General features: G+C 61.7%; 10 protein-coding genes. 7 read left to right on the plus strand and 3 right to left on the minus strand.

Annotation, left to right across the window (positions count from 1 at the left end; translation table 11 throughout):
- The first annotated feature begins 73 nt into the window (after nucleotides 1-73).
- Both C0456_RS00005 and C0456_RS00010 read left to right on the plus strand, forming a co-directional pair.
- On the plus strand, nucleotides 74-463 hold the full coding sequence (locus tag C0456_RS00005; RefSeq protein WP_291047176.1) for a hypothetical protein: 390 nt from the start codon (nucleotides 74-76) through the stop codon (nucleotides 461-463).
- Between the two features lie 308 nt (nucleotides 464-771).
- Nucleotides 772-2,391, plus strand: coding sequence for an AbgT family transporter (locus tag C0456_RS00010; RefSeq protein ID WP_291047177.1), 1,620 nt, complete (start codon nucleotides 772-774; stop codon nucleotides 2,389-2,391).
- A 77-nt stretch (nucleotides 2,392-2,468) separates the two neighbouring features.
- Here the strand turns inward: C0456_RS00010 and C0456_RS00015 are convergent, their stop codons facing one another.
- On the minus strand, nucleotides 2,469-3,095 hold the full coding sequence (locus C0456_RS00015) for an ABC transporter substrate-binding protein (protein WP_291047179.1): 627 nt from the start codon (nucleotides 3,093-3,095) through the stop codon (nucleotides 2,469-2,471).
- Nucleotides 3,096-3,099: 4 nt separating this feature from the next.
- Nucleotides 3,100-3,912, minus strand: a complete 813-nt coding sequence (locus tag C0456_RS00020) for a VacJ family lipoprotein (RefSeq protein WP_291047180.1) — start codon at nucleotides 3,910-3,912, stop codon at nucleotides 3,100-3,102.
- A 313-nt stretch (nucleotides 3,913-4,225) separates the two neighbouring features.
- Between C0456_RS00020 and C0456_RS00025 the strand changes: the two genes are divergently transcribed.
- From C0456_RS00025 to metH, 5 genes are read left to right on the plus strand one after another with little or no spacing between them, the layout of a single operon-like run.
- Complete coding sequence (locus C0456_RS00025) at nucleotides 4,226-5,203, plus strand: metalloregulator ArsR/SmtB family transcription factor (RefSeq protein WP_291047181.1); 978 nt, start codon at nucleotides 4,226-4,228, stop codon at nucleotides 5,201-5,203.
- Nucleotides 5,200-6,114 carry a methylenetetrahydrofolate reductase [NAD(P)H] gene (gene metF, locus C0456_RS00030; RefSeq protein ID WP_291047183.1) on the plus strand — a complete coding sequence of 305 codons (915 nt, stop codon included), beginning with the start codon at nucleotides 5,200-5,202 and terminating at the stop codon, nucleotides 6,112-6,114. Before C0456_RS00025 ends, metF begins: the two co-directional genes overlap by 4 nt.
- 3 nt (nucleotides 6,115-6,117) lie before the next feature.
- Entirely contained in the window at nucleotides 6,118-7,176 is a 1,059-nt protein-coding gene (locus C0456_RS00035) for a homocysteine S-methyltransferase family protein (RefSeq protein ID WP_291047184.1), read from the plus strand.
- Entirely contained in the window at nucleotides 7,173-7,601 is a 429-nt protein-coding gene (locus tag C0456_RS00040; protein ID WP_291047185.1) for a gamma-glutamylcyclotransferase, read from the plus strand. Before C0456_RS00035 ends, C0456_RS00040 begins: the two co-directional genes overlap by 4 nt.
- Nucleotides 7,598-10,240: a methionine synthase gene (gene metH, locus C0456_RS00045; RefSeq protein ID WP_291047186.1), complete on the plus strand. Its 2,643-nt coding sequence runs from the start codon at nucleotides 7,598-7,600 to the stop codon at nucleotides 10,238-10,240. The genes C0456_RS00040 and metH overlap by 4 nt, the downstream gene beginning before the upstream one ends.
- Here the strand turns inward: metH and C0456_RS00050 are convergent.
- Complete coding sequence (locus tag C0456_RS00050) at nucleotides 10,237-11,973, minus strand: EAL domain-containing protein (RefSeq protein ID WP_291047187.1); 1,737 nt, start codon at nucleotides 11,971-11,973, stop codon at nucleotides 10,237-10,239. The two genes, metH and C0456_RS00050, sit on opposite strands and share 4 nt — an antisense overlap.
- Nucleotides 11,974-12,018: the final 45 nt, after the last annotated feature.

Here is a 12,018-nt window from a genome sequence, read left to right on the forward strand (position 1 = left end):
CAAACCTGCAGCACTTAGGCGATTTCCAGGAATTTCATCCACCCCCTCCGGGAACGGAGGTATACTCCTTCCCATGTCGCCCCAGATCGCCGCCCGCCTCTATGCCCATGTGCTGCCAGTCTTCTGGCCGTACCTCTGGCTGCAGCTGCGCTGGATCTTCAAACGTCAGGACAAGGAACTCAGGACCCTCCTGATCTCGGTTTCCAAATGGGGCCATGTCCATATCGTCCAGGTCGGCGACTACTGGCGGGCTTACAAGAAACCCAAGGCGGTCAAACCGAGCTGGGACGATCCCGTCTGGGAAAGTCACATCTCTCCAAACCTCGCTAGCATTTTCTCGGAAGACGCCAAAACTCCTCCAACGGACGAAACCTACCCGCCGCACGCTGTTCTCCTCCCCCGCCTGCGGGGGAGGTGCCCCGCAGGGGCGGAGGGGGGAGCCCCACACCCTGACACCTCCTAGCCTCACCGAGCCCCACCCCAACCCTCCCCGCAAGCGGGGAGGGGGCAAGTCGCGCCCAGGGGAAAAGTCGCCCTCCGCCGAAACTCAACCTCTCCCCCCACGCAACAGGTCCCCTCCCCATTCATGGGGAGGGATAGGGTGGGGCCCCTCTCCGCAAAAACGCTACACCGGCCGCGCCCCCGCGCGTTCCGGCCCTCCGCGCTGCCTCTCCCGAAATTTGGCCCGTTCCGCTGCAATTATGGCACAAAAACCCTTGCCTTCGGGCGCCTGATCCGCACAGTTCGCCCTGGGAAACTGGGAGAGTTCGAATGAGTGAGAGCAATACGGCGCCTGCGCAGAAAGGTTTTCTCGGATTTGTCGAGAGAACAGGCAACAAACTGCCAGACCCGGTTTTCCTCTTTTTCTATCTGATCGGCGGCCTGGTTCTTCTTTCGGTTGTTTGCGCCGCCATCGGCGTTTCGGCCCCGCACCCGACCCAGCTCAACCCGGATGGCTCCGAAGTCGTCGTGCGCGCCGACAGCCTCCTGTCGGCGGCGAATATCCAGCGGCTCTGGGTCGATATGCCCAAGACCTTCACCCACTTTCACCCCCTGGGCTATGTGCTGATCGTGATGCTGGGGGCTGGCGTGGCCGAGCGGTCCGGCCTCTTCGCCAGCGGGATGCGGGCGGCTGTCCGCGGCGCGCCGGCCTTCCTGCTGACGCCGGTGGTCGCGCTGATTGCCATGATCTCGAACCACGCTTCGGATGCGGGCTATGTCGTGCTGATCCCGCTCGCCGGCATTCTCTATGCTGCGGCCGGGCGCCATCCGATTGCCGGGATTGCGGCGGCCTTTGCGGGCGTTTCGGGCGGCTTTTCCGCCAATATCACCCCCGGCCAGCTCGACGCGCTCCTCTTCGGCATCACCCAGCAGGCTGTGGATAACTCCGGCCTCGTCGACAGCCTTCACGTCAACATCGCCGGCAACTGGTTCTTCATCGCGGTCCTGATGGTGATCTATCTGCCGCTGATCTGGTTCGTCACCGACAGGATCGTCGAGCCGCGCCTTGGCAAATGGGTGCCAACGGCCCAGCAGGCGAAGGATTTCGGCGATGAGGACAAACCGCTGGAGCCTGGCCAGAAGAAGGGCATCCTCTATGCCGGCCTGGCCAGCCTCGCGGTCATTCTGCTCTGGGTCTTCATGACCTTCGGCCCCGGCACGCCGCTGATCAATGAAGAGGCCTGCGCGCCTGGCACGATCGAAACGGGCGATTGCTCCGTCCACGCCACGCTGGCGCCGCTTTACCAGTCGCTGGTGGCGGCCTTCTTCCTGCTGTTCCTGTTTGCGGGCTGGGCCTATGGCGCGGCGGCCGGAACGGTGAAAAATCACCGCGATCTCGTCGCCATGATGGCCGAAGCGATGAAGGATATGGGCTACTATCTCGTCCTTGCCTTTGCGGCAGCGCATTTCGTCGCCATGTTCGGCTGGTCGAACCTTGGCTTCATCACCGCCGTTCACGGCGCCAACGCGATCGAATCGAGCGGCCTGCCGCTGCCGGTCGTGCTGGGTCTGATGGTGATCTTCACCGGCCTTTTGAACCTCTTCGTCGGCTCGGCCTCGGCCAAATGGGCGCTGATGGCGCCGGTTCTGGTGCCGATGCTGATGCTGCTGGGCGTCTCGCCGGAAGGCGCAACCGCCGCCTACCGCGTCGGGGATGGGGCCACCAACATCATCACCCCGCTGATGGTCTATTTCCCGCTGATCCTGATCTTCGCCCAGCGCTGGCAGAAGGATTTCGGCCTCGGCAGCCTCACGGCACTGATGCTGCCCTATTCGGTCTGGCTGCTCCTCACGGGCGTCATTCTCACGGTCGGCTGGTTCTATCTCGGCATCGACCTTGGCCCCGGCGCCCCGATCAATTTCACCATGCCGCCCGCCCCGGCGCCCTGAGGTCTGACGGTCTGCCCAAACAAGAAACGCCCTGACCGATGGTCAGGGCGTTTTGCGTTGGCCAGCGGCTGAAACGATCAGCTGCGCTTGCGTGTCTTGATGTCGGCGGTCATCGCGTTGATCTTGTTGATCAACACATCGGCCGAACCATTGTTCTGGTCGAGCAGGGCAATGAACTGGGCGCGCTGCTCAATGGCGAGCCAGATCAGGTTGCCGTCAAGGTTGAGGGCAACGTCGACAACCTGGTAATTGCCTTCCTTGCCCTGAACGCGCCAGCGCACGTCCATGTCCTTGCCATCCTGGCGCTTGATCACCGTGTTGACGATCGAATCGGTCGGCGAGCGGTCGACAGAATTGCGCACGGTCACAGCTTCGCCGCGATATGCGTCGAGTTCGTTCTCATACACCGCCATGGCGTAGGCGCGGAACGCCTTGCGATAGCGGGTGAGGTCAGCCTCGCTGAAGCGGCGGCTGTATTTGCCGATCACGAAGTTCGAGATCGCATCAAAATCGGCGAACTGGTCCATATACTCGCTGAACTTCTCCGTCCGTTCCTTGGCGGAAAGGGCGGGGTTGTTGAGCGTGGACAGAACTTCGTTGGCGTTCTTCTTGACGTAAGCCTCCGTCTTCGCGTCCGCGAAGGCGGGAAGGGCGCTTACCGACAGGGTTGCGGCCATAAGGACCGGAAGGATGAAACGCTTCACTGTGTTACTCCTCTTCAGGGGCGGCCCCGACATTTTCATCTCCGAACAGTTCGTCGTCGTAATCGTCGAATGCGTCGAAATCAGGGAGGTCATCATAGGCGGTGGCTTCGTTCACCCTCCCATTAAGAATCTCTGCCTGACGCGAAGATGAATAAATCCGTCTAAGGGCAATATAGGGTTCGGGTTGAGCATTCAGCGTGTTGATCTGGTCTTCCAGCCTCACGCGGGTATTGAGGGCGCCGACGATGCCGAGGCCGGCGCGGATGGCGAGGTCTGTGTCATCGTCATTGTCGAGCTGTACCCAGGTCAACGGGTCGATGGCGCGGTCCACACCAAAGCCGGTCAGGTCGCGCGGTGTGGTGGGGCCCAGCACCGGCAGAACGAGGTAAGGGCCGCTTTCCACCCCCCAGACGGCGAGCGTCTGGCCGAAATCCTCGTTGTGACGGTCGAGCCCCATATGTGTGGCGGCGTCCCACAGGCCGAGGAGGCCGATGGTGGTGTTGATTCCAAAGCGGGCGAAGGTCGTTCCGGCACGGTCTGGCTCGCCCTGAAGCACGTCATTGGCGAAGATGACCGGGCCGCGCAGGTTGCGCAGGAAGTCGGTCACCCGGTCGCGGGCAAATTCGGGGGTTACCGTCTTGTAGGCGGTTGCGGCCGGGTCCAGCGCGTATTTGTCGAGCCCGTTATTGAAGGCGAACATCTTGCGGTTAAAGCCCTCATACGGGTCCGCAATGTCATTGGCGCCGGCAGCGGGTGTCGAAGCGCAGGCGGCAAGTGCAACCGCAAGCAGTGCGGCACCGGGGAGGGCGGGTTTCATGCAGTCAATATTCCTGAAGTGACGACATACGGCGGACGGTGGCAGGCAATTGTGGCTTCTGGGAGGAGTAAGTCATCAGCTGTTGACCTGCCTATGCTGCGAAGTTCGGAATAAGTCAACAGGTGATGACTAAGATAGTGAATGAGCGTGGCAGAGAGATGGCATGTGGTTTTCCTGCTTCAACCTGACGCCCCGAAAAATGGCTGGGAACGTGTCTTTCATGCCATATTCATTACCAACTCTAACGAACCGGTTTAGATCAGGTTCCGAACATGGATTGCAAATCATATAAAAGTTCGTTTATATGATTTGCATGAGCGATGCTTTTGACGGACTTCTTGAGCGGCTGCGGGCTGCGGGCGAGCCAACGCGGCTGCGCCTGCTTGCCTTGCTGCGGTATCAGGATCTCTCGGTGGGGGAGCTTGTCCAGGTGCTGGAACAGAGCCAGCCCCGCCTGTCACACCATCTCAAGGCGCTGTCTGAAGCCGGCCTGGCCGAGCGCCTGCCGGAAGGGGCATTCGTGTTCTATCGCGCCGCGCGCAGTGGCCCTGGCAAGGAATTGCTGGACGCCCTGTTCAATGCTCTCGGCCCGGATGTTCCGGAGATCGAGGCAGACCTTGAGCGGCTGCGCATGGTTATGGCAGGCCGTGCAGCCTCGGCCGAGGCGTATTTCTCCAGCATTGCAGAGACCTGGGACGCGGTGCGCGGACTGCATTATCCCAATGAAGCCATCGAAACTGCCCTCCTGAACCTGGCCGGAGCCGGGCCCTTCAACCGGATGATCGATTTTGGAACCGGCACCGGCCGTATGCTGGCGCTGTTTGCGCCGCGGGCGGCAGAGGCCGAAGGCATCGATTTCAGCCACCGTATGCTGACGGTTGCGCGGGCCAATCTGGAAAGCGCCAATGCGCGCAATGCCCGTGTCCGTTTCGGCAATGTGACGGCTGTTCCGTTTGCCGATTCCAGCGCTGATCTGGTGATCATTCATCAGGTGCTGCATTTCCTCGACACGCCAGCCGATGCGATTGCCGAGGCGGGCAGGGTGCTTGTGCCCGGCGGCCGGCTGCTGGTGATCGATTTTGCCCCGCATGATCTTGAGTTTCTGCGTACTGAACATGGGCATCACCGCCTGGGCGTGCGCCATGATGCGCTGGCCAGCTGGGCCAGCAAAGCCGGCCTCAGCCTTGAGGCACCGCAAAGCTTTGCGCCGCCGGAAAACGGCACGCCGGGCCTTACTGTCAATATCTGGCGGGCAACCAAGCCTGCCTCAGTCCGGGAGAAAGCCGCGTGACCCGTCCGGCCATCCAATCACCAACCGCCGAAAATTCCGTACGCGTATCGTTCGAGTTTTTCCCCCCGAAAACAGAGGCGATGAATGCGCGTCTTTGGGAAACCATCAAGCGGCTGGAACCGATGGCGCCAGCCTTCGTTTCGGTGACCTATGGCGCGGGCGGATCAACCCGCGAACGCACGCATGACACGGTGCGCCGCATTGTTGCAGAGACGGCGCTGCGCCCGGCTGCGCACCTCACCTGCGTTTCGGCGACGAAAGAGGAAGTGCTCGCCGTTGCCGAGGAATACTGGCAGGCGGGCGTGAGGCATATCGTGGCCCTGCGCGGCGACCCCCCTGCAGGTATGGGCGCCAAATTCGAGGCGCATCCGGGCGGCTTTGCAGACTCGGTCGATCTTATCCGTGGGCTGAGGGAGCATCGCCCCGAGCTGGGCAAATGTTTCGAGATTTCGGTGTCCTGCTATCCGGAGCTTCATCCCGAAAGCCGGGGCTGGGACGCGGAAATCGCCTTCCTCAAGGCCAAGCAGGACGCGGGCGCAGACCGGGCGATCACGCAGTTCTTCTTCGAGCCGGAAGTCTATCTCGCTTTCCTGGAGAAGGCGCGGGCGGGCGGGGTGACCATGCCCATCGTGCCTGGCATCATGCTGCAGCCGAACTTCAATGGCCTCAAGCGCATTGCCGGCCTCTGCGGCGCGTCGATCCCCGCCTGGCTGCACACGCTCTATGAAGGGCTGGACGAGGACGAGGAAACCCGCGATCTCGTCACTGCGAATGTGGCCGCCGATCTCTGCCGCAAGCTGCAGGCGCAGGGCGTGGAGGACTTTCACTTCTACACGCTAAACCGCGCGGGGCTTGCCCTGTCGACCTGCCGCCTGCTCGGCCTCAATCCCCAATCTGCAAAGGCAGCCTGAGCCATGAACAGCAAAGACCGTTTCAAGGCGCTCGAGAAACTCGCCAATGAGCGCATCCTCGTGCTCGATGGCGCAATGGGCACGCAGATCCAGAACTTCAAGCTGACGGAAGAAGACTTCCGCGGCAGCCGGTTTATTGATTGGGCCATCCCGCTGAAAGGCAACAACGATCTGCTGAACCTCACGCGCCCGGATGTCATAGGCGAAATCCACCGCCGGTATATTGATGCGGGGGCGGACTTTGTGGAAACCAACACCTTCTCTGCCACCACCATCGCCATGGCGGACTACAAGATGGAGGCACTTGCCCCGGAGATCGCCCGTGAAGGCGCGCGGATTGCCAGGGAAGTTGCCGACAAGGCAGAGGCGGAGCTTGGCCGCCCTGTGGGCGTGATGGGCGCCATCGGGCCGACGAACAAGACCCTGTCGCTCAGCCCGAATGTCAACGATCCCGGCTACCGGGACGTGACGTTTGATGATGTGCGCGCCGCCTATTACGAGCAGGCCGAAGCGATGGCGCCATTCATCGATGTGTTCCTGATCGAGACGGTGTTTGACACCCTCAATGCCAAGGCGGCGATCAAGGCGCTGCTGGACCTGCGCCAGGACAAGGGCATCGACCTGCCGATCATCATTTCCGGCACGATCACGGATGCCTCTGGACGTACCCTCAGTGGGCAGACGGCTGAGGCCTTCTGGAACTCCGTGCGCCATGCCAGGCCCTGGGCCGTGGGCCTCAACTGCGCGCTGGGGGCAGACTTGATGCGCCAGCATATCGCCTCCATCTCCCGCGTCGCCGATACGCGCGTCATTGCCTATCCCAATGCCGGCCTGCCGAACGCCTTTGGGGAGTATGACGAGACGCCGGATCAGACAGCCGCGCATCTCAAGGAATGGGCAAACAGCGGCCTGGTAAACGTTTTGGGCGGGTGCTGCGGCACCTCGCCGGGGCATATCGCAGCGATTGCCAAAGCGGTGAAATCGTCTGCGCCGCGCCATGTGCCGGAATTGCCGCGCGCCATGCGCTTGTCAGGGCTTGAGCCGTTTACGGTGGCGTCGTGACGAAAGCGGATGTCAAGGCCGGAGACCTTTTCATCTTCTACGGCCTCCTGAAACAGGGCGCAGCGGGCGCGCCAAACCAGCTGGGACTGGATGTGGCCGGGGAGTTTCTCGGGCCATGCCGGTTTCGTGGCGCGATGCTCGATCTGGGCGGTTTTCCGGGCGTGGTGGCGGGCGAAACGCTTTGCCATGGCGTGCGCTGGCGCGTGAAGGATGCAGGCATCATTCCGGCCATGGACGAATTTGAAGATGTGACGGATGACCCCGCCACATCGCTTTACCTGCGCCGGCAGGTGCCTGTTCTCGACGAGGCAGGCGCGGAGACGGGCGAGCAGGCCTGGGTATACATCTATAATCAGAAGACGGACGGTTTCGCCACGCTCGCCGATGGCAACTGGCCGCTGGATCGCGGAAGGTCGCGCAAATGACACAGGCAAGAGCCACTTTCATCAACGTCGGGGAACGCACCAACGTGACCGGATCAGCCGTTTTCCGGAAGATGATCACCGAAGGGCGGTATGCCGATGCGGTCGAGGTTGCCCGCCAGCAGGTGGAGAGCGGCGCGCAGGTGATCGATGTGAACATGGACGAAGGCATGCTCGACGGTGTGCAGGCCATGACGACCTATCTGAACCTGATCGCGGCCGAGCCCGACATTGCCCGCGTGCCAGTGATGATCGACTCCTCCAAATGGGAGGTGATCGAGGCAGGCCTGAAATGCGTGCAGGGCAAGCCGATCGTCAACTCCATCTCGATGAAGGAAGGTGAAGAGAAATTCCGCGAGCAGGCGCGCGCCTGTCTTTCCTATGGCGCGGCTGTTGTGGTGATGGCGTTTGACGAGCAGGGGCAGGCCGATACGGCAGCCCGCAAGATAGAGATCTGCCAGCGGGCCTTCCGTATCCTGACCGAAGAAGTGGGGTTCCCGCCGGAAGACATCATCTTCGATCCCAACGTCTTCGCGGTGGCCACCGGTATCGAGGAGCACAACACATACGCGCTGGACTTCATTGAAGCCGCGCGCGTGATCCGCGAGACCTGCCCTGGCTGCCACATCTCCGGCGGCCTCTCCAACGTCTCCTTCTCCTTCCGGGGAAATGAGCCGGTGCGCCGGGCAATGCATTCGGTGTTTCTCTATTATGCCATCCCGGCGGGCATGGACATGGGCATCGTCAATGCCGGCCAGCTTGACATCTATGACGATATCGAGCCGGAGCTGCGCGAGGCTGTGGAGGATGTGATCCTCAACCGCCGCAGCGACGCGACCGACCGGCTGGTGGAACTCGCCGAGCGCTTCAAGGGCCAGAAGGGCAAGGTTCAGGTCAAGGATCTTGCCTGGCGTGAACTGCCGGTTGCCAAGCGTCTGGAGCATGCGCTGGTGCATGGCATCACCGAGTTTATTGATGTGGATACGGAAGAAGCCCGCCTCAGCGTGGCGCGTCCGTTGCATGTCATCGAAGGCCCGCTGATGGCAGGCATGAATGTGGTGGGGGATCTCTTCGGGTCCGGCAAGATGTTCCTGCCGCAGGTGGTGAAATCAGCTCGCGTGATGAAACAGGCGGTGGCCTGGCTTGAGCCCTTCATGGAAGCGGAAAAGCGAGAGCTGGGCCTGGAGCGCAAGTCCAACGGCAAGGTGATCCTGGCGACGGTGAAGGGCGATGTGCACGACATCGGCAAGAACATTGTCGGCGTGGTGCTAGCCTGCAACGGCTATGAGATCGTTGATCTGGGCGTGATGGTCCCCGCCGAGAAGATTCTCGATACCGCTGTGAAGGAAAAAGCCGACATTATCGGTCTCTCCGGCCTGATTACGCCGAGCCTTGACGAGATGGTCTATGTTGCGGCCGAGATGCAGCGCCGGGGCATGGTGCAGCCGCTGCTGATTGGCGGGGCCACCACCAGCGCGGCACATACGGCAGTGAAGATCGAGCCGGCGATCCGGTCTGCACCGGTCGTGCACGTCATTGATGCCAGCCGCGCCGTGGGCGTCGTCAGTACGCTGCTCAGCGACGATGACCGGCCGGTATTCCTGAGCGAAGTGCGTGCCCGGTATGAGCGGATGCGCGAGACCCGCAAGGATGGCCCGCCCAAGCCGCGTTTGCCGATTGCGGAGGCGCGCGCCGCGAGGCTTCAGTTCGACTGGGCAGGCTATACGCCGCCCAAACCCTCCTATGAGGGTGTACGGACTTTCGAAGACATCGATCTGGGCACGCTGGCGCGCTATATCGACTGGACACCGTATTTCTCGGCCTGGGATCTGGCGGGCCGCTATCCCGCAATCCTTGAAGACAAGATCGTTGGCGAGGCCGCGTCAAGCCTGTGGCGGGACACGCAGGCGATGATGCAACAGCTGGTCGGCGAAGGCTGGCTGAAGCCCAAAGCCGTGGTCGGCTTCTGGAAGGCCAATTCTTCCGGGGACGACGTGAAACTCGCCAGCGGCGAAACCTTCCTGACGCTCCGCCAGCAGATGATGAAGGACAATGGCCAGCCAAACTTTGCGCTGGCGGACTTTGTCGCCCCGCAGGGGGATGACTGGATCGGCGGCTTCTGTGTGACAGCAGGCCCGGAGGCTGAAGAGATCGCCAAGAAGTTCGCTGCGAAGGGGGACGACTATTCCTCCATCATGGTGAAGGCGCTGGCTGACCGGTTTGCCGAAGCGATGGCCGAATACATGCATGAGAAGGTCCGCAAGGAGCTTTGGGGCTATGCGCCGGATGAGGCGCTGTCGACCGACGAACTGATCGCCGAAAAATATCAGGGCATCCGCCCGGCGGCCGGCTATCCCTGCCAGCCCGACCATACCGAGAAGGGCACCCTGTTTAGCCTGCTTGAAGCCGGCAAGCGCATCGGCGTGGAGTTGACCTCCAGCTATGCGATGATGCCCGCTTCGAGCGTATCAGGACTTTATCTTTCGCATCCGAAGAGCGTGTATTTCGCCGTCGGACGGATCGACCGGGACCAGGTGGCGGACTACGCCGCCCGCAAGGGATGGGAAATGCGGATGGCCGAACGCTGGCTTGCGCCGATCCTCTCCTATGATCCGTTTGTGGTTGCTGAAGCGGTGGCCTAGCCCGCTGCGCTGAGGGCCTGGCTGCGGATTCCAAACAAGTCCGCCGCCGGCCTGCCGAACAGGAAGCCCTGGGCGAGATCGCAGTTCATGCCCCGGAGGCGTTCGAGTGTGGCGGCGTCTTCAACGCCTTCTGCGCAACACAGGATGTCCAGGGCCTGGCTGAGGCCGATGGCGGCCGATACGATCTTGTCAGAGCTTGACGAGTTCTGGGCCGACTGGATGAAGGATTTGTCGATCTTGAGTTTGGTGAGCGGCAATTCCTTCACCAGTGTCAGGGAGGAATAGCCGGTCCCGAAATCGTCAAGCGCGATGGACATACCCATATCGCTCAGATCACGGAGCACCGACACCGTGTGTGTCATGTCGCGGAACATGGCCGTTTCAGTGATCTCGATTTCCAACTGGCTGCACTGAACACCGATGCGGGACGCCAGCGCCGCCAGCCGGGCCGGGAAAAGGCGGTTGGCAAACTGGATCGGGGAGACATTGAGTGCGATCTTCAGGTGGGAAGGCATGTTCCTGCAGGCAAGCAGGGCCTGTTCGGCGACGCCCCAGAACATGTCGTCGATCAGGCCGAGGCGCTCAAGCAGCGGAATGAATTCACCAGGGCCGGGTATGAAGCCGATATCAGGCCCATGCCAGCGGGCCAGGACTTCAAATCCGGCCAACTGCCCGTTTGCGACCGAATAGAAAGGCTGAAATACCGGACATATCTGGTTTTCCGAAACGGCGGCCTGAAGGGACTCCGTGAGGCGGGCCTGTTTGGCCTCGGCAATATCGATGGTGGGATCAAACAGGCGCACGCCGCCATGATCGGCCTTGGCGCGCTGCATGGCTTTGTCGGCTGCGTGGAGCCATTCGGACCGTGTCGCTGCGTCACCAGGAAATTCGGCCGCGCCGATGGAGGCGCCGACACTGACAGCGCCGGGCTTGGACGGGAAGGGCACGCAGAGCGAGGCGTGCAGCCGGGTCAGAGCCTCTTCGGGGCTGCCTTCGAGGCGTGCCGCATCTATCAGTATGCCGAATTCGTCGCCGCCGAGCCTGGCTGCCAGTGCGCCGGGATGCCATTCCTGTATGCGACGCGCGGTGACCTTCAAAGCGTCGTCGCCGACTGCATGGCCGTATCTGTCGTTGAGATATTTGAACCGGTCGAGATCCACATAGACGAGCCAGCCGGGGGTGCGATCCTCAACGAAACGGTCTGCCCCTTCAATAAACAGTCTGCGGTTGTTCAATCCGGTCAAAGTATCCGTATCAGCGAGGCGCCGGGCTTCCTTTTCGGTTTCACAGCGGACGGCGACTTCGGAATTGAGTTCATCCACCAGCTGCATGTTCAGCTTGAGGAGTGCGCGGAGCACGGACAGTCCGTCCACGATACCTGCATAGCGGCCACGATGATCCACAAGGATGTAGCCGTCAGGCGCATTGGTCAGGTCGGTCGCTGCGAGCTGCTTGGCGATGTCGGCGACTTTCTGGTCTGTGCCGACGACAAAGCGGGGCGGTTCCATGAACTCCGCCAGCGGGCGCGCATCATAGAGCGCTCTGCCAAACTGGCTGGCGGCTTTGGAGACGATTTTCGAGCGCGTGAGCGCCCCGGCCGGGCGTCCGGTAGCATCGACAGCGGCGATCAGCCTGAGTTTCGGGTTGGCAACAAAGAAGTCTATTGCGTCGCGGCATAGTCCATCCGCGCGAAGCGCGGGAACATGCTGAACATCTAGCTCACCAAATTGCATGCCATATCCTCTGTTCTGTAGTGCGCGCTGCAGCGCGCCTTGGGG

It is taken from the genome of Hyphomonas sp., assembly GCF_013823385.1.
In the GTDB taxonomy this organism is placed as follows: Bacteria; Pseudomonadota; Alphaproteobacteria; order Caulobacterales; family Hyphomonadaceae; genus Hyphomonas.

Excerpts from the sequence above, each read along its gene's own strand:
- C0456_RS00005 (WP_291047176.1), top strand. The coding sequence starts at position 74 with ATGTCGCCCCAGATCGCCGCCCGCCTCTATGCCCATGTGCTGCCAGTC.
- C0456_RS00010 (WP_291047177.1), top strand. The coding sequence starts at position 772 with ATGAGTGAGAGCAATACGGCGCCTGCGCAGAAAGGTTTTCTCGGATTT.
- C0456_RS00020 (WP_291047180.1), bottom strand. The coding sequence starts at position 3,912 with ATGAAACCCGCCCTCCCCGGTGCCGCACTGCTTGCGGTTGCACTTGCC.
- C0456_RS00025 (WP_291047181.1), top strand. The coding sequence starts at position 4,226 with ATGAGCGATGCTTTTGACGGACTTCTTGAGCGGCTGCGGGCTGCGGGC.
- C0456_RS00035 (WP_291047184.1), top strand. The coding sequence starts at position 6,118 with ATGAACAGCAAAGACCGTTTCAAGGCGCTCGAGAAACTCGCCAATGAG.
- metH (WP_291047186.1), top strand. The coding sequence starts at position 7,598 with ATGACACAGGCAAGAGCCACTTTCATCAACGTCGGGGAACGCACCAAC.
- C0456_RS00050 (WP_291047187.1), bottom strand. The coding sequence starts at position 11,973 with ATGCAATTTGGTGAGCTAGATGTTCAGCATGTTCCCGCGCTTCGCGCG.